This is a genomic window from Sphingobacterium spiritivorum, from assembly GCF_016724845.1.
Lineage (GTDB): Bacteria > Bacteroidota > Bacteroidia > Sphingobacteriales > Sphingobacteriaceae > Sphingobacterium > Sphingobacterium spiritivorum_A.
This window is the reverse complement of record NZ_CP068082.1, coordinates 4435022-4453729: the sequence shown is the minus strand read 5'-3', so window position 1 is coordinate 4453729 and position 18708 is coordinate 4435022. Positions and strand designations below refer to the sequence as shown.

The following is an 18708-nucleotide window of genomic DNA, read 5'->3' as shown; positions in this document are numbered from 1 at the left end:
TTAAAACGGAGATATAGATATCAAATCTTTTGATTCCCCTTTATTTTGGAAAGCGCATGATGTTTCATCATCTTTTTCCAGTTGAAATACCCAAAAAATGCAACCGTAAATAAATAAAGGGTAAGGATAGCGTAAAGCAACAGACCTTTATGATAGAGCAAAGGAACCGCAAACAGATTACTGATATTGAGCAATATCCAATTTTCAAGTTTACGCTTTGCAAGCAGCCACATTCCTGCCCAGGCTGTAGCGGATACCCACGCATCCCACAATGGTACATCCGAATCTGTGTGATGGGTCAGAAAATAATAAAAAATGGCAAATGCGGTTCCTACAATCAAGACAACGATACCCCAGTCTTTTTCTGAACAGGATGTAATCGGCTTCTGAGCCACGTCTTTATTTGAAATCCAATACCACCATCCGTAAATACTCATAATTAGATAATACATATTAAGAGCAATCTCCGCATAGAGTTTAGCCTCATAGAGTACAATCATGGTCACTATAACACTGATGATACCAAATAAATAATTAGAAACTTTGTTGTTTTTGGATAACATGACTTGTGTAACTCCTGCGGATACACCTAACCATTGCAACCATGATGTTTCCAGAACCTGTTGCCAAAGGTGCTGTAGAATAGATAATATTTCCATTTAAAAGTGTGTAATGATGACATACGCACCTATGGATCTGGCTAAATTTAAAAACAAATATAAACGAAATTAAATCCCTACGCCGGCATTATCCGGATCAGGTATATATTACAGACGGACGAGGAATTGTCCATCTGTAATATTGGGTATAATCTCAGCCTGTTTCATAACAACAAAACATGTGTTCTGCTGTCTAAAGCACCCCATAAGTATAATTCAATAGACTAATCTAATTTCAGAGCTTTTTGTGTACGCGCACGTGTCGTTTTGCAAAGCTCCGGATCAGTTGCAAGAGATTGTCCCCATGTCGGGATCATTTCTCTTAATTTATCTCTGTATTCCTGCGTTTTTGCACGGTCAGGAAAACATTTTTTTAATAATTCAACCATGATCTTTACAGAAGTAGATGCTCCGGGAGATGCGCCTAACAGGGCTGCTAACGATCCGTCGGCACTTGCCACTACTTCAGTTCCGAACTCCAGTACACCTCCGTGTTTCTTATCCTTTTTGATAACCTGTACACGTTGTCCTGCAACTTCAAGAGCCCAGTCCTCCTGTTTTGCATTTGGCATGTATTCTTTCAGGGATTCCAGCTTATCTTTCGGACTTTTCATGACTTCAGTAATCAGATATTTGGTCAGATCCATATTATCCCATCCTGCCGCAAGCATAGGACGGATATTGCTGAGTTTGATAGATGCCGGTAAATCGAAGAAAGATCCCTTTTTCAGAAACTTAGTCGAAAACCCTGCGTAAGGACCAAACAATAAAGCTTGTTTGCCATCAATGTATCGCGTGTCCAAATGAGGAACAGACATAGGCGGTGCACCTACCGACGCTTTACCGTATACTTTAGCATGGTGTTTAGCTATCACTTCTTCATTTGTGCATCGCAGCCATTGTCCGCCTACCGGGAATCCTCCGTAGCCTTTTGCTTCCGGAATACCTGATTTTTCAAGAAGTAATAAAGAATGTCCTCCTGCTCCTATAAAAACAAACTGTGCCTTTAAATCTCTTTTCTTTCCGGTTTTGATATCTTTTACTTCTATTTCCCAACGGCCATCACCTTCCCGTTCAATATCTTTCACCTCATGTTCCAGTTTCAGAGAGAAGTTATCTTTTGTCACCAGATGATCAATCAGATCTCTTGTCAGCGATCCAAAATTAACATCTGTACCGATATCCATTTTGGTAGCGGCTATTTTATCTCCTTCCGGACGTCCTTCCATCACCAAAGGAATCCACTCTTTCAATACCTCCGGATCTTCAGAATACTCCATTCCTTTGAATAATGTATTTTCAATCATCGTAGCATGGCGTCTTTTCAGGAACTCCACATTACGTTCACCAAAAACACAACTCATATGTGGTATACTGCGAATAAATCCTTCCGGATCTTTGATAATTCCTTTTTCGACAAGGTATGTCCAGAATTGTTTTGAAATTTCAAAGGATTCAGCAATACTGATAGCTTTCTTTATATCGACAGAACCATCTGCCTTCTGAGGTGTATAGTTCAGTTCGCATAAAGCCGAATGTCCCGTACCTGCATTATTCCAGGCGTCTGAACTTTCAGCAGCGACCAGATCCAATCGCTCAAACATTTCAATCTTAACATGTGGGTTTAATTCATTGATCAATGTACCCAAAGTAGCGCTCATGATACCGGCGCCTATTAATACGACGTCTACGTCTTCGTAATTTTTCTTGCTTTTACCCATGTCTCTGTGATTGTTGCAAATTTACTATTCAATTTGGTTTATTACCAATGGTTTTGTCAAATTTCTTTCATTAAACTACATTTTTATCAAAAACAGTCCTTTTCTTTTTTTAGATTGACAAATACCGTTGATTCAGCGCTTTTCTTTCATTTTCTTTTCTTAAAAAATTGGTAATATAAGCGGATTTTAACATTTTTGCTGTTGATCTATTAAATTGTAAATAGCATTATTAAATAACGTATGAAATTATTGGAAGGAAAAACGGCGCTTGTAACAGGTGCATCCAAAGGTATTGGCAGAAAGATTGCAGAGGTTTTTGCACAAAATGGAGCAAATGTAGCGTTTACATATTTGTCATCAGTTGAAAAAGGACAGGCATTAGAACAAGAGCTGCAGGCTTTTGGAACTCAGGTCAAAGGATACCGCTCTGACGCTTCAAAATTTGAAGAAGCGGAAAAACTGATTAACGATATCGTAGCAGACTTCGGAACAGTTGACATCGTGGTAAATAATGCAGGAATTACCAAAGACGGTCTTTTAATGCGTATGACAGAAGAAAACTGGGATGATGTCATCAATGTCAATCTGAAGTCCATCTTCAATGTGACTAAAGCAGCTTCTAAAGTTATGATGAAAAACCGTAAAGGTTCATTTATCAATATGTCTTCTGTAGTCGGTGTACAGGGTAATGCCGGTCAGGCAAATTATGCGGCATCTAAAGCTGGAATTATTGGTTTTTCCAAATCAGTGGCCAAGGAATTAGGTTCACGTAATATCCGTGCTAATGTTGTTGCTCCGGGTTTTATCCGTACAGAAATGACCGATGTACTGGATCCTAAAGTCGTTGCTGGATGGGAAGCAGGAATTCCGTTGAAACGTTCCGGAGATCCTGAAGAAGTGGCAAACGTATGTCTTTTCTTAGCTTCTGATTTGTCAGCTTACGTCACCGGACAGGTAATACCGGTAGATGGCGGCATGTTATAATAGACTTACAGTTCACTATAAAAAGAGCTATTAAAAAGCTGTTTTACAGCAATTTTAATAGCTCTTTTACTTTCCGGTAACAGCTGACTTCATCTAGCCAGATCATCTGCCGGCAAACAGCAGGTCGCCATAATGGGCTAACCCAAAACTGAGATATCTGTTGAAATGATCAGAAAAGATATGCTTATATTTGTATTTCAATACAGAAGATGGATACGCAACAGATATTTGAGATACAATGCGACGAGCAATTTAATGACAACTGCTTAAGCATATTCCGCTACCAATATGACCACTGCCAGACCTATAAGCAGTATGTAGATTATCTGCATATAGATACTAAAGATATTTCTCACTATACGCAGATTCCTTTCCTTCCGATAGAACTTTTCAAATCCCAGGAGATCATTACTTCCGGATCTGTTCCTCAGGTAACTTTTAGCAGTTCGGGAACAACAGGAATGATAACAAGCAAACATCTGGTTGCTGATGCAAAACTGTATGAAAGCTCTTTCAGAAAAGCTTTTAAGCAATTCTACGGTGATGTCAGGGATATAGCGGTTCTGGCTTTACTCCCCTCTTATCTGGAACGTTCGGGATCTTCACTCATCTATATGGTGGATGATCTGATCAAATCGAGTGAACAACCTGAATCCGGATATTTTCTGTACAACCATGCCGATTTATTCACGGCTTTGCAAAGGCTGAAACAAAAAAATACAAAAACTATCTTATTCGGTGTAACCTATGCCCTTCTGGACTTTGTCGAAACATATGAAATCGATTTTCCGAAACTGATCATTATGGAAACAGGAGGAATGAAGGGAAAACGCAAAGAAATGATTAGGGAGGAAGTTCATGACCTGCTTCGTGAGGGATTTAACGTCCCTGCTATCCACTCCGAATATGGTATGACCGAGCTTCTTTCACAGGGATATTCCTATGGTAAAGGTATCTTTCAGCATCCGAACTGGATGAAGATACTCATCAGAGATACGAATGATCCCCTCACATTAATTGAGAATAGCCGTACAGGAGCTATCAATGTCATCGACTTAGCCAATATTTATTCCTGTTCCTTTATCGCCACACAGGATCTGGGAAAAATCTATCCTGATGGTTCTTTTGAGGTATTAGGCAGATTTGATCAAAGTGATATCAGAGGCTGCAATCTTTTAGTGCAGTAACTAATTACCTCAGACTTTTGTCTGAGAATGTATCTCCGGCTTTAAGATCGCCTGTATCATATCCTTTCTTAAACCAGCGCGCCCGTTGTTCGGAAGTGCCATGCGTAAATGATTCGGGAACGGCATAACCCTGCGCCTGCTCCTGAAGTTTATCGTCTCCTACTGCCTCTGCAGCCTGCATTCCGTCTAATATATCATTGTAATCGATCTTGATATCAGATAACTGATTGACATAGTGTGCCCATACGCCTGCATAGAAATCCGACTGCAACTCTGTCATTACACTGACTTTATTGTATTCAGCTTCACTCATCTGCTGACGCATCTGATTCGTTTTATTTAACGTACCTACCAGATTCTGGATATGATGTCCTACTTCATGTGCTATCACATACGCTAAAGCAAATTCTCCCTTGGCACCAAACTTTTGCTGCAACTCCTGATTAAAACTAAGATCCAGATACACATTATGATCCCCCGGGCAGTAAAAAGGTCCGTAGGAAGCTTTTCCTACACCACAGCCTTCGGTTTGTGTACCGCCAGTGTATACGACCAGATCAGCTGTCTGATAGGTAAGCCCATTATCTTTGAATACTTTTGTCCATACATCTTCCGTACTCGCTAATACTGTTCGGGAAAATGCCGTGAGTTTTTTTTCTTCTTCTGTAAGCTGTACTTCTCCCTGCTCCGTCTGCGGTGCTCCGACATTGGCATTTTGCAATTGTTCCATCAATTGTCCCGGATCACCACCCATCAGAAACCCGATGACCAGAATAATCACACCTCCGATACCACCAATTGCAAATTTCTGTCCGCCGGACATACCTCTTCTGTCTTGAAAATTATCGCTTTGACGACCACCTTGCCATTTCATATGCTTACATAATTAAAGTTGACTCAATTATACAAAATCTCTGCCATATCTGTACACGAATACAGTTATACACTCAAATTAATTCATTTATCCCCTAAAATTGATTAATTTTAGGGATTTAATTATTAGGAATGACTTTAGAACAACAACTTATTGAAAGATCGGGCAACAAATGTGAACTGTGCAATGGTACAGAAAACCTAAGTGTATATGAAGTGCCTCCTGTATCTAATGCAAATACAGATAACAGTATCCTTGTATGTCAGGTATGTTTATCACAAATTGAAAAAAATGAAAGCCTGGATCCGGAACACTGGAAGATACTGTCAGAGACCATGTGGTCTGAGTATCCGCCTGTACAGGTAATGGCCTGGCGTATGCTGAGCAGACTTCGTAACGAAAGCTGGGCATCGGATAATCTGGAAATTCTGTATCTGGATGATGAAAATCTGGAGTGGGCTAAAAAAACCGGAGATCATGAGGCGGACAGCCATGTCGAATTTCATCAGGACTCTAATGGAACACGACTTTATGAGGGGGACAGCGTGGTACTGATCAAAACATTAGATGTAAAAGGTTCTTCTTTAAGTGCAAAATTAGGCACCGTTGTAAAAAATATCAGACTGGTTGCGGACAATACCGGCCAGATAGAAGGTAAAGTAGAAGGTCAGACAATCGTGATTCTGACTAAATACCTGAGAAAAGGATAAAATCTTTAAAATTTCACTTCTGTATTAGAAGATAATTTCATAAAAAAGACCATTCAAAAAATGAATGGTCTTTTTCGTTATAAGAGTATAGGATTACAAAGATGCAATCGCACTGTTTAATGTCGCTGAAGGACGCATAGCTTTTGAAGCCAGTTCATCGTTCGGGAAGTAGTAACCTCCAATATCCTGAGGTTTACCCTGTGCTCCGATCAATTCTTCATTGATTTTTGATTCATTCTCTGTTAACTGCTGAGCTAATGGAGCAAATTTAGCAGCCAATTCTGCATCCTTTGTCTGCGCTGCTAAAGCCTGTGCCCAATACAGGGTTAGGTAAAAATGAGAACCACGGTTGTCAATCTGTCCTACTCTGCGTGCAGGAGATTTATCATTCGCTAAGAATTTTTCAGTGGCTTCATCCAGTGTTTCAGCCAGGATCAATGCTTTTGCATTATCTTGTGTTTGTGATAAGTGCTCTAAAGAAGCGCCTAAAGCTAAGAATTCACCTAATGAATCCCAACGCAGGTATCCTTCTTCCTGAAACTGCTCAACGTGCTTAGGAGCTGAACCGCCTGCACCTGTTTCAAACAAACCACCACCGTTCATTAAAGGAACGATAGAAAGCATTTTTGCAGATGTACCTACTTCCAGAATAGGAAACAAGTCTGTCAGGTAATCACGTAATACGTTTCCTGTTACAGAAATAGTATCTAATCCTTTACGGATACGCTCCAGTGAAAGTTTAGTTGCTTCTACCGGACTTAAGATCTGAATATCCAATCCTTTTGTATCAAAATCAGGAAGGTATTTCTCCACTTTCTTGATGATCTCTCTGTCGTGTGCTCTGTTTTTATCTAGCCAGAAGATAGCAGGAGTTTCAGAAAGACGGGCACGGTTTACAGCCAGTTTAACCCAATCCTGAATAGGTGCATCTTTTGTCTGACACATACGGAAAATATCTCCTTCCTCTACCTTTTGTTCCATTAACACTTTACCGTCTGCATCTGTGACACGGATAGTACCAGCAGCTGTAGCCTGAAATGTTTTATCATGAGATCCGTATTCCTCTGCTTTCTGAGCCATTAAGCCTACATTCGGAACTGAACCCATTGTTTTAGGATCCAATGCACCATTTGCTTTGCAATCTTCGATAGTCGCTTCGTAAACTCCGGCATATGAACGATCCGGAATAATTGCAATCGTATCCTGCGGCTTACCTTCTGCATTCCACATCTGACCTGAAGTACGGATCATAGCAGGCATAGATGCATCAACGATAACATCTGAAGGAACGTGAAGGTTCGTGATACCTTTATCCGAATTAACCATTGCCAGTGCAGGGCCGTTAGCAATAGCAGCATCAATAGCAGCTTTTACTTCAGCCTCTTTTGCATTTCCGGAGATCTTGGCATATACTTCACCAAGACCATTATTTTTATTAATACCCAGTTCCTGAAACAAATCAGCATACTTTGCGAATACATCTTTAAAATATACTTCTACAATAGCACCGAAAATGATTGGATCAGATACTTTCATCATGGTCGCTTTCAGGTGAGCAGATAATAATACACCCTCGGCCTTAGCTTCTTCAATAGTAGCTCCCACAAATTTTTTCAATGCATTCAGACTTAATACAGATGAATCAATCACTTCTCCTGCTTTCAGCGGAGACAATCCTTTCAGTTCTGTTACCTGACCGTTAGCATCTGCAAATTCGATTTTGAACTGAGTCGCATTCTCAACAGTTACAGATTGCTCTGACCCGTAAAAATCACCTTCGCTCATAGAAGCAACCTTTGTCTTCGAGTCTTTAGACCATGCTCCCATGCTATGCGGATTAGCTTTTGCATAGTTTTTTACAGCTTTTGGAGCACGGCGATCTGAATTTCCCTCTCTTAATACCGGGTTTACTGCAGATCCTAATACTTTGGCATATTTAGCTTTGATAGATTTTTCTTCATCATTATTTGCATCATCCGGATAGTTTGGAATTGCATAACCTGCTTTTTGTAATTCAGCAATAGCTCCTTTCAATTGAGGAATAGAAGCAGAAATATTCGGCAATTTGATAATATTAGCTTCAGGAGTAGTTGCTAATGCGCCTAATTCAGCTAAAGCATCCGCAATCTTCTGATCTTCTTTTAAATACTCCGGAAAGTTAGCAAGAATACGTCCTGCCAGAGAGATATCTCTCAATTCCACATCAATATTTGCGGAGGAAGCGAAAGCCTGAACAATTGGTAAAAAGGAATACGTAGCCAGTAACGGAGCTTCGTCTGTTTTGGTGTAGATAATTTTTGATGTATTCGACATGGTTATCTATTAGAAATATGTTAATTTTCTGATTTAGTCCTTTAAGAGGTTATTGGATTATCAACTTCCTCAAAAATTTGCCTAAAGATAAGAAATTAAGAATAAAACAGCGACCGAACATTCACTTATGACAATAAAATCGTCAAAATCAAAATATTTTGGCAAGCATCGATAAATCGGATAAATTCGGATAAATGAGGAATGCCGGACTGTTCTGAAAACAGCTTCGGTTCTGGTATTCGGAATGATGGGTACTATTAACTTGAAGAAAACAAATGCTTATTTCATTTTTTAACATTTGTAAAATTTTTAGTCAGCCCTAAAGCAGACCTTTGTGACATAGATAAAATAAAAAATATTATGAATTGGGTTATTTTAATTCTCGGGGGACTTTTTGAAGTTGGATTTACTTTCTGTCTGGGAAAGGCAAAAGAAACATCAGGTAATGACACCTACCTTTGGTACGGCGGTTTTTTTGCCTGTTTACTGATCAGTATGTATTTACTGATCCGCGCTACACAGTCACTTCCCTTAGGAACGGCTTATGCCGTATGGACAGGTATTGGTGCAGTAGGAACAGTTTTGGTGGGTATTCTGGTGTTTAAAGAGCCGGCAACATTTATGAGACTCTTGTTTATCACTACATTAGTAGGTTCGATTATAGGACTTAAAGCAGTTTCTTCTCATTAAACAGATCAGGTTATAGTAATGTATACCTATCAGTGAATGTGATTTGTGTGATATAGATATAGTATAAAAGGGTCAGTTACGTTTTTTAGCGAGCCGACCCTTTTCCAAAAGCTAGCGTTTGTCTGCTCTGATCCGGCTCAGACTCACCTGTGTAATACCAAGAAAGGAAGCGATATACCCAAGCTGAACACGTTGCAGCAGATGCGGATAATGATCCATCAGGTCCTGATATCGTTCTGCAGCCGTCTTAAATTCACGGTTTATCATTCGCGTTTCTGTTTTTATCAGTTCCCGCTCGGCAAATTTTCGACCCCAGTTTGCTATATGAATGTTACTTTCATATAATCGCTGTAAATCACTCGTTTTGAACTGGTATAAAACACAATCTTCCAGAAGTTCGATATACTCATATCCGCTTTTGTGCTCGATATAACTTCGCATAGAAATCAGAGCGCTACCCTCTACCCCAAACCAAAATGTCATTTCTGTATTTTCCAGATAGGCATACGCTCTCGCTATTCCCTTTCGGATAAAATAAAGAGTATCCTCCACTCTATCCGCCTCCATCAATGTATACCCCTTAGGAAGAGAGACTTCTTTTACAATTTCCTGAAACAGAAGCATAGCACTTTCCGGAAGTGCATAGATGTCATTGACGATCTCCTTTAAATCCATAATGATTAATGTGCTGACATTTTAGAGAATACGTTAATGACGATAACCCCAGCTATAATCAAGGTCAATCCGATGACGGCAGGGAGATCAGGAGTCTGCCTGAAAAGAACTATGCCTACAATACTGATCAGCACAATACCTACACCGGACCATATGGCATAGGCAATACCTACAGGAATGGTACGCAGGGTCATACTTAAAAAGTAAAAGGCAGCCAGATATCCCAGTATAGTTATAATAGACGGTTTGAGCTGGGTAAATTGCTCCGATTTCTTAAGAAAAGTAGTCGCTATAATCTCAAAAACAATAGCCAGCAGCAAAAACAGGTAACTCTTCATATACGTGATATTAATATTCTGTGCTCAAAAGTACAAAAAAAGCAAGTCCGCAATTTCAACTTTAAATCAAAAAAGTATGTGGCCTGTCCTTAATAATTGTATAAAAACTGTCACTGAAAGCCTGAACACTTTTATATCCTACCAGATGCGCCACCTGAGACACGGTATACCTTCCTGTGCCTAATAATTCCACACTTTTAATAACCCGTACCATCTGAATATATTTTGCCATTGTAATGCCTGTTTCGGATTTGAATATGCGCTGCAGAGAACGGAGAGAAAGGTAGTTTTGCTCCGCTATTTCTGCCACAGGCCGGTTATCAGCAAGATGGCTGTGAATATAAGCACAGACTTTAATAAGACGCTCATCCATCGGGGCAGGAATGTGCAGGGACAGCGAATGCTTCCAAAAATTTGGCAGTTCCAATACTATCGCTTTCAAAAATGTGTCTTCTTCAATACTGTAGTCTGCAATCCTGTTCCATTTTTCTGCATAACGGATCATCTCCTTCAATACAGGTGGAACCTGAAAGATACGTAACTCATTATAAAACTCAGGGATATCCTGCATCCGGTAAAAAATAGTACGTAACTGTACATGAGAAGCATCTGTAGATGTCTTGTGTAACATATTTGGCGGAATCCATGCAGCGTGATTCTGAGGCAGCAAATGAATCTTCCCTTCTGCTTCCAGATATTGAAACCCTTTCTCCACGTAGACAAACTGAGCCAGACGATGACCATGTACAGCATGTGCATGCACCCAGTTATTGTCAAACCACACATAGCATTGCTTACGTATGGAATCCAGCAATTGATTACTTAATGAAATATCCACTTATGTCGTTATAGATGTAATTATTGGCAAATTTAATTAAAATAACCATTTTACATTTGCATTATGCAATCAGAATTAATCACAACCTCTAAAAAAATGCCTCGTATACGCATTGAAATCAGAAATCCATACCTGCGGATCTTCTCTTTCTTAGGAGTCATATTTGTGGCATCCAATCTACGTTCTCCTCTCTCAGCAGTAGGCCCTGTCATGAATGAAATTATTAACGTTCTTCACTTGTCAAATATCGAAGCCGGATTATTAACAGCAGTTCCTTTGGCTGTATTTGCCGGACTATCCAGCGCCATAGGTCAATTTGCGATAAAATATAAGATGGAAAAACTTATTCTCATCAGTCTACTTGTATTGATCGTCGGGTTGTGGGCAAGAATATCTGGAAATAATCTTTGGTTATTTACGGGGTCAGCTCTTGTAGGTATAGGTATATGTGTCTCCAATGTATTAATGCCGGCTTTTATTAAGAAAAATTTTCCGAAGAAGGTTGGTGTAATGACTGGCATATACTCCGTAGCCATGAATCTTTCTGCAGCTCTCGCTGCCGGTCTGAGTATTAGTATCGGTCGCTGGACACAATCCGGATGGCAGGGATCATTGGGTATATGGATTATACCTGCTGCTGTCACCTTTATGATCTGGCTGCCGCAGCTTTTCAATAGCCGTACACCTGCCGGATCAGCCACTGCCACATCTTCTCCACATCCTAGCATTCCTATTTTCAAATCCAGGCAAGCCTGGAATATCAGCATATTCATGGGATTACAATCGCTGATGTACTATTCTTTAGCCGCCTGGCTGCCGGCTGTCCTGATAGATTTTGGAATGGACAGCAATACTGCAGGCTGGGCATTGTTTTACTTTCAGTTAGCGATGCTTCCGGTAACATTTCTGGGGCCGGTCATAGCCAGCAAGATGAAACAGCAAAGTATACTCATCTGGATTTTGAGCTTTTCCATGTTAGCAGGACTTATACTTATCATCGTTTTCCGTTTACAATTTATCTATCCGGCAGTCATACTTTTCGGATTAGCAAACGGATTATCATTTAGCTTGTCTATGTTATTTTTTTCTCTGCGTACGGAACACGCCAATACTGCTATCAAGATCTCCGGCATGTCTCAGTCAGTAGGTTATATGATTGCGGCATTCGGGCCTCCTCTATTTGGCAAACTTTATGATATCACCGGTATATGGAATACTTCTTTCTATTTTTTGACAGCTACAGTCCTGCTGATGCTGATCTTTGGACTGCCTGCAGCTAAGGACCGGAGCATTGAGTCTGATTTTAAAAACAAAAGCTGAAAAAACACGGCTAAATTTTGATTTAAACCTCTGTCAATGAAAGTATGACATAATTTTGTAACAAAAAGAGGGCAATTATGCTAATTGACCCTCCTTTTGATATCTTTGCGAAGATGTCAAAACGGTTATTAGGTTTTCTGATGCTCTTCTTTTACATGAATGCAATTGCATATCATGAAACCTGTATTTTGGACAAAGTTGACAATGATATCCACTCAGGAGTAACATTGGTCAATATTATTCTGGATGACCTTCTTGATCTCCCTGCAAACAACGAACAGGAAATATCTGAATTTCAATACGACGAATACCGGACTGCAAATCAGGCAAATGCTATTCTGCCTATTCTTCTGATCGTATTTTATCTTCCGAGAATCCTGAAAACGGACACGCTCCGTGCGTCAATATCCAAACGGATCAATAAGGCTATACCCCTTCAATTGGGTTATTATCAATATCTCTTTAGATTGAAACCTTTCTAAGTCCATCTCGTTTCCCACTTCTTTCCTAATTTATAATCAAACTTTGTGCTGGATTTAGATTTTCTATTTAGCTCCGACAACAGCTTTTGATTTGAATCCGTATTATTTTATCTAAACATATTTACAGAGGTAAGTATTGCAGACACCTGTTCATTCACGTGTTTTCCGCCGTACTGCTTCACTTAAACATTTTTTAAGATATGAAAGCAAATTTCATCCGTTCCCTTATTTTTTCATCCTTAGCAGTTGCACTTTATTCCTGCCAGGAATCCCAATCATCTGAATCAACACAAGATGAAATCTCCGTTATTCCCACAACTACAGTCATCCGTCTGGACACCACCATTACACAGGATTTTGTAACGGATATACAAGCCGTCAAAAATGTAGAGTTGCGCTCCCGCCTGAATGGTTTTCTGGAAAAAATATATGTAGATGAAGGCGATTTTGTCCGAAAAGGTCAAATATTATTTACCCTTAACGCAGAAGAATTCCGTACGGAATTAGCCAAGGCTAATGCGATGCTCAATAACGCTATTGCTGATGCTAAAAAAGCAAGTCTCGAAGCGGATCAGACGCGTATCTTACTGCAAAAAAATATTATTTCCAAAACGGAAATGGATCTTGCAAAAGCTAAACTACAGGCTGCTGAATCTAAAATAGATGAGGCTAAATCTCTCGTTCAATTTGCCAAAACAAAACTTAATCAATGTTCGATCCGTGCACCTTTTGATGGTAATATAGACCGTATATTACTAAGAGAGGGCTCGCTGTTGACAGAAGGCTCTCTTCTGACAACCATCTCAGACAATAAGCAGGTATATGCCTATTTTGACATCACAGAGCAGCAGTTCCTGACTATGGCAGCAGACTCCAGCAGCAGCAATACGTTCAAAACACCTGTTCAGCTTACCTTAGCGAATGGTGAAATCTATCCTTTACCAGGAATAGCAGAACTTGCTGAAACAGAATTCAATAATGAAACCGGAACGATTTCGTTACGTGCAAAATTTTCAAACCCCAATAAGACGCTTCGTCATGGGGCATCCGGAAATATCAACTTCCCTATCCGGATGGATAATATAATAGCCGTTCACCAAAAGGCTGTATTTGAAATTCAGGACCGCACTTTTGTGTACACCGTAGGTAAGGACAATACCGTCAAGATGACTTCCTTTGTTCCTGGTCCGCGTATCGGACATTACTATGTCGTCACTTCCGGCTTAGATCAGGATCAGCAGGTGGTATATGAAGGTACACAAGGCCTCAAAGACGGCAGTATCATCAAACCACAACTGATCTCCGAAGAACAAAACAAATTAGCTCATAACCCTCAATAATAGCCGTAAAGATGTTTGATATATTCATTAAGCGACCGATATTATCTCTGGTCATATCGGTATTCATTACCTTATTGGGATTATTATCCCTTTTTACCTTACCCGTTACCCAGTTTCCGGATATCGTCCCACCTTCTGTTGTGGTCACGGCTAATTATACCGGAGCCAATGCAGAGGTAAGTACCAATGCCGTAGCTATTCCTCTCGAAAAAGCTATTAATGGTGTGGCAGGAATGACTTCCATGTCTACTGTCAGTACCAATAATGGAAATACATTGATACAGATCTTTTTTAAAGTAGGTACAGATCCTGATATTGCTGCAGTAAACGTACAAAACCGTGTGACTACGGTATTGGATGAATTGCCTGAGGAAGTTATTAAAGCGGGTGTGACAACAGAAAAGGAAGTCAACAGTATGCTTATGTACCTCAATATCTTCAGCGAGGATAAAAATGCTGATGAAAGATTTATATATAACTTCACAGATATCAATATTTTAAAGGAGCTGAAGCGTATAGAAGGTGTAGGCTTTGCACAGATTATGGGGATGCGTGACTATGCCATGCGTATCTGGCTCAAACCTGATCGCCTGGCGGCTTATAACATCAGTACCGATGAAGTTATTCAGTCTTTACGCTCACAAAATATAGAAGCTGCTCCGGGACAGACAGGGATCGGATCTGACAAAGTAGTCAATATGCAGCAGTATGTACTGCGCTATACCGGAAAATTCACAGAAGCCTCCGAATATGAGAATATTCCGATCAGGGCGAATGCCGATGGTTCAGTACTTCGTATCAAAGATATTGCTACATTGGAATTCGGATCTCTGGATTACGAAATGGTTTCTAAAACAGACGGACGTCCTTCTGCATCCATTATGATGAAACAGCTCCCCGGTTCTAATGCTCAGGATGTTATCAATAATGTGAAGAAACGTATGGCCGAACTAAAGGAAAGCAGTTTTCCTCCAGGTATGACGTACACAATGGGATATGATGTTTCCAGATTTCTAGATGCTTCTATCAGCAGTGTTATAACAACTTTAATAGAAGCATTTCTGCTTGTTTTCCTGGTTGTATTTATTTTTCTTCAGGACTTCAGATCTACTCTTATACCTGCACTGGCAGTTCCGGTTTGTCTCATCGGAGCCTTATTCTTTATGCAGATGCTGGGATTCTCCATCAACCTCCTTACCCTGTTTGCACTGGTACTCGCAATTGGTATTGTTGTCGATAATGCGATCGTCGTTGTAGAGGCGGTATATGCCAAAATGGAAGATGATGAGACCCTGACCCCTCGTGAAGCCACATTTGCGGCTATGAAAGAAGTGGGATCAGCTATTATTGCGATTACACTCGTTATGTCTGCAGTATTTATACCTGTAGCATTTCTTTCCGGTCCTGTCGGTATATTCTACCGCCAGTTTTCATTGACACTGGCATCTGCTATCGTGATTTCAGGAATCAATGCCCTTACGCTAACACCCGCACTATGTGCCCTTATGCTCAAATCACCACACGGCAAAGAAAAGAAGAACAACCTTTTGAACCGTTTTTTCAATGGTTTTAATAAATGGTACAACAACACTTCCGGAAAGTATGCAGTCATTGTCCGCACCATTGCCAGCAGAAGAGTCATCACCACCGGACTACTCATTATATCATTTGTCGCTACCTGGGGAATGAACAGTATTCTTCCGGGAGGATTTATCCCGACAGAAGATCAGGGTATGATCTATGTCAATGTCACGACGCCTCCTGGAGCAACTGTCGATCGTACAGAAGCCGTCATGAATGAAATTGACCGGGTGAGCCGGGAGCTCAAACCTGTAGAAACAGTTTCTACATTATCGGGTTACAGCCTCGTGAATGAAGTCTCAGGCTCATCCTACGGAATGGGGATGATCAACCTGACCAGCTGGTCAGACCGGGAACAGAATGTATGGCAGATAATTGAAGAGCTCAAAACGAAAACAAAGCATATCAAGGATGCGGAAATTGAGTTCTTCCCTCCCCCTACAGTTCCGGGATTCGGAAATTCATCGGGTTTTGAACTTCGCGTACTGGATCGTTCCGGTAAAGATGATCTGACAGCGTTCTCAAAAGTATTGGAAACATTTATGGAGGATCTGAAGAATACACCTGAAGTAGGTAATGTATTCACATCTTTCGAAACCAATTTTCCTCAATATATGCTCCATATAGATTATGATCTGGCAGCAAAAAAAGGGATATCGGTCGAAAATTCTATGAACACCCTGCAGACTTTAATGGGAAGTTTCTACGCGACCAACTTTATTCGCTACGGACAAATGTATAAAGTAATGGTACAGGCGGATGCTATGTATCGCCAGAAGCCGGAAGATGTCCTCAAACTGTTTGTGAAAAATGATAAAGGAGAAATGGTTCCGTTTTCTGCTTTCATGCGTATGCAAAGAGTATACGGTCCTGAACAGATTACACGCTATAATATGTTTGCTTCAGCAATGCTGAATGGTGATCCTGCAGATGGGTACAGCTCGGGGCAAGTGATTAGTGCAATAGAACGTGTTGCCAAAGAAAAGCTACCCGCCGGTTATACTTTTGAGTGGTCAGGTATGACCAAAGAGCAGAAAGCTTCCGGCAATCAGGCTGTTTATATCTTTGGAATCTGTCTTCTGTTTGTATACTTGCTGTTATGTGCTCAATACGAAAGCTTCCTGTTACCGCTCCCAGTCTTGTTCTCCTTGCCTGCCGGAATCTTCGGTGCTTTTCTTTTCCTCAAGGTATTTGGTTTGGAGAACAATATTTATGCGCAGGTAGCATTAGTCATGCTCATCGGGTTGTTGGGTAAAAATGCTATTTTGATTATTGAATATGCGGTGATCAAACACAAGCAGGGACTCTCCGTTATAGAAGCGGCTATTGAAGCAGCTGTTATGCGTCTGCGTCCCATCTTGATGACTTCCTTTGCCTTTGCCGCTGGTCTGGTGCCGCTGGCGATGGCTTCGGGTGCCGGAGCCTTAGGTAACCGCTCTATCGGATTGGCAGCATTGGGTGGAATGCTTATCGGTACCATATTCGGAGTTCTGATCATTCCGGGTTTGTATGTATTGTTTAATACAGATGGCAAAAAAGACAGGAAAAAGACAAGTAGAAAAATAGTCGAACCTGTCGCCGGAATAATACTGATACTAGTCCTGTTCTCCGCCTGTAAAGTTCGCTCTGATGTAAGAGAAAGTTATATTCCTTCCAAAATACCAGTTGCGGATACAGCTGCAATAGACAGTGCCTTTATTCATAATTTACACTGGAATACATTTTTCAAAGATGAAAATCTGAGACAGCTTATCGATACAGCTCTGGTACGTAGTCCCGATCTTGGAGAGGCGCTGGAGCGTATCGAATTCAGCAAGACAAAATTACGCTTGCGTAAGGGAGAGCAACTGCCACAGGTAGATGCCGCTATCGAAGGAAGTTTAAGCCGCTTTGGCGACTACACGATAGATGGAACAGGTATATTTGATCAGAATCTGTCCGATAATATTTCCGGAAAGAAAGTAATTCCTAATCCTGTCCCCGATTATTTCATTGGTATACGTTCGGTATGGGAACTGGATATCTGGGGAAAATTGCGAAATCTTAAGAATGCAGCTCTACACGAATATTTAGCAAGCTATGAAGGTAGAAAGCTTGTTCAGTCCGAACTGGTAACTTCTATTGCAACACGATATTATGACCTGGTAGCTTTGGATGCCGAGCAAATTGCTATTCAGGAAAATATAAAACTTCAGTCCAAAAGTCTGGAGATTATGGAAGTCATGAAAAAGGCAGGCACGGCGAATTCACTCAGTGTCAGCCAATTTCAGGCAGCCTTATTACAAGCTAAAGCCCGGGAGAAAAAAGGTTTGCAACAAATACGGGAGATCGAAAATGAGATTAATTACCTGATCGGACGTTTTAACGGGGAGATTACCCGCACACCCCTGACCGCTCATGATAGTCCTGTATTTTCCAATATCAAACCAGAGCATGCCGATCAGTTACTGGCTTCAAGACCGGACATCAGACAGGCCGGATTACAGCTGATTGCTGCAGGCTTGGAAACAGACGCTGCCAAAGCTAATCTGTATCCGTCACTGGTACTTGCGCCTCAATTGGGACTCAACTCCTTCCGCATTGAAAAATTACTGTCGTCCTCGTCACTGGCTTACAGCCTGATCGGAGGGCTATCCGGCCCCATCCTGAACCGTACAACTCTGAATGCCACATATGATCAGTATAAGGCTAATTATGGAATTCAATTCTATCAATATGAAAAGACTGTTCTTAAAGCCTGGCAGGAACTTTACAGCCAACTGGAGGTGCAGGACTATGCACGCGAAAGGCAGGATATGCTTAGTAAACAGGTCGATGTACTGAATGAAGCAGCACAGGTATCAAATGATCTGTTTATAGCGGGTCGTGCAACTTATCTGGATATATTGAGCGCACAAAAGTCTGCGCTTGAAGCCAGTATAGACAAAATTGAGAGTCGAAAAGAAAATATACTTATTCAACTGAACATTTATAAAGCCCTCGGTGGAGGCTGGTAA

Annotated in this window: 15 protein-coding genes; 8 read left to right on the top strand and 7 right to left on the bottom strand. The window is 40.7% G+C overall.

Going from position 1 to position 18708, the window contains the following annotated elements:
- Positions 1–20 precede the first annotated feature (20 nt).
- Positions 21–659 (bottom strand): nicotinamide riboside transporter PnuC, encoded by a 639-nt coding sequence (gene pnuC, locus I6J03_RS18915; protein WP_003002872.1) that lies wholly within the window; start codon positions 657–659, stop codon positions 21–23.
- A 224-nt stretch (positions 660–883) separates the two neighbouring features.
- A complete protein-coding gene (locus I6J03_RS18910) occupies positions 884–2380 on the bottom strand; it encodes a malate:quinone oxidoreductase (protein ID WP_003002873.1) in 1497 nt (498 codons plus the stop codon).
- 240 nt (positions 2381–2620) lie between these two features.
- Between I6J03_RS18910 and fabG the strand changes: the two genes are divergently transcribed.
- Both fabG and I6J03_RS18900 read left to right on the top strand, forming a co-directional pair.
- The gene (fabG, locus tag I6J03_RS18905) at positions 2621–3364 is read left to right on the top strand and encodes a 3-oxoacyl-[acyl-carrier-protein] reductase (RefSeq protein ID WP_002995617.1); all 744 of its coding nucleotides are present in this window, start codon (positions 2621–2623) and stop codon (positions 3362–3364) included.
- A 209-nt stretch (positions 3365–3573) separates the two neighbouring features.
- On the top strand, positions 3574–4551 hold the full coding sequence (locus tag I6J03_RS18900) for a LuxE/PaaK family acyltransferase (protein WP_201693896.1): 978 nt from the start codon (positions 3574–3576) through the stop codon (positions 4549–4551).
- Between the two features lie 4 nt (positions 4552–4555).
- Here I6J03_RS18900 and ypfJ read toward each other — a convergent pair whose 3' ends face one another.
- Positions 4556–5425 (bottom strand): KPN_02809 family neutral zinc metallopeptidase, encoded by an 870-nt coding sequence (gene ypfJ / locus I6J03_RS18895; protein WP_003002879.1) that lies wholly within the window; start codon positions 5423–5425, stop codon positions 4556–4558.
- Between the two features lie 131 nt (positions 5426–5556).
- On the opposite strand from ypfJ, the gene I6J03_RS18890 reads away from it, so the two are divergent.
- Positions 5557–6135, top strand: coding sequence for a PhnA domain-containing protein (locus I6J03_RS18890; RefSeq protein WP_003002880.1), 579 nt, complete (start codon positions 5557–5559; stop codon positions 6133–6135).
- A 93-nt stretch (positions 6136–6228) separates the two neighbouring features.
- Here the strand turns inward: I6J03_RS18890 and I6J03_RS18885 are convergent, their stop codons facing one another.
- Positions 6229–8448: an NADP-dependent isocitrate dehydrogenase gene (locus I6J03_RS18885; protein WP_003002882.1), complete on the bottom strand. Its 2220-nt coding sequence runs from the start codon at positions 8446–8448 to the stop codon at positions 6229–6231.
- 360 nt (positions 8449–8808) lie between these two features.
- Here I6J03_RS18885 and I6J03_RS18880 point away from each other — a divergent pair, with 360 nt between their 5' ends.
- Entirely contained in the window at positions 8809–9138 is a 330-nt protein-coding gene (locus I6J03_RS18880; protein WP_002995624.1) for a DMT family transporter, read from the top strand.
- Between the two features lie 111 nt (positions 9139–9249).
- Here I6J03_RS18880 and I6J03_RS18875 read toward each other — a convergent pair whose 3' ends face one another.
- From I6J03_RS18875 to I6J03_RS18865, 3 genes are all read right to left on the bottom strand, one after another.
- Positions 9250–9813, bottom strand: a complete 564-nt coding sequence (locus tag I6J03_RS18875; protein WP_003002884.1) for a Crp/Fnr family transcriptional regulator — start codon at positions 9811–9813, stop codon at positions 9250–9252.
- A 5-nt stretch (positions 9814–9818) separates the two neighbouring features.
- Complete coding sequence (locus tag I6J03_RS18870) at positions 9819–10151, bottom strand: DMT family transporter (RefSeq protein ID WP_003002886.1); 333 nt, start codon at positions 10149–10151, stop codon at positions 9819–9821.
- A 61-nt stretch (positions 10152–10212) separates the two neighbouring features.
- Positions 10213–10989 (bottom strand): AraC family transcriptional regulator, encoded by a 777-nt coding sequence (locus I6J03_RS18865; RefSeq protein WP_039989468.1) that lies wholly within the window; start codon positions 10987–10989, stop codon positions 10213–10215.
- A gap of 63 nt (positions 10990–11052) precedes the next feature.
- On the opposite strand from I6J03_RS18865, the gene I6J03_RS18860 reads away from it, so the two are divergent.
- The 4 genes from I6J03_RS18860 to I6J03_RS18845 all read left to right on the top strand — a co-directional run bounded on the left by I6J03_RS18860 (position 11053) and on the right by I6J03_RS18845 (position 18708).
- Positions 11053–12309, top strand: coding sequence for a CynX/NimT family MFS transporter (locus I6J03_RS18860; protein WP_201693894.1), 1257 nt, complete (start codon positions 11053–11055; stop codon positions 12307–12309).
- Positions 12310–12386: 77 nt separating this feature from the next.
- On the top strand, positions 12387–12791 hold the full coding sequence (locus I6J03_RS18855; RefSeq protein WP_003002894.1) for a hypothetical protein: 405 nt from the start codon (positions 12387–12389) through the stop codon (positions 12789–12791).
- A gap of 200 nt (positions 12792–12991) precedes the next feature.
- Complete coding sequence (locus I6J03_RS18850; RefSeq protein ID WP_003002895.1) at positions 12992–14131, top strand: efflux RND transporter periplasmic adaptor subunit; 1140 nt, start codon at positions 12992–12994, stop codon at positions 14129–14131.
- Positions 14132–14142: 11 nt separating this feature from the next.
- Positions 14143–18708, top strand: a complete 4566-nt coding sequence (locus I6J03_RS18845) for an efflux RND transporter permease subunit (protein ID WP_003002897.1) — start codon at positions 14143–14145, stop codon at positions 18706–18708.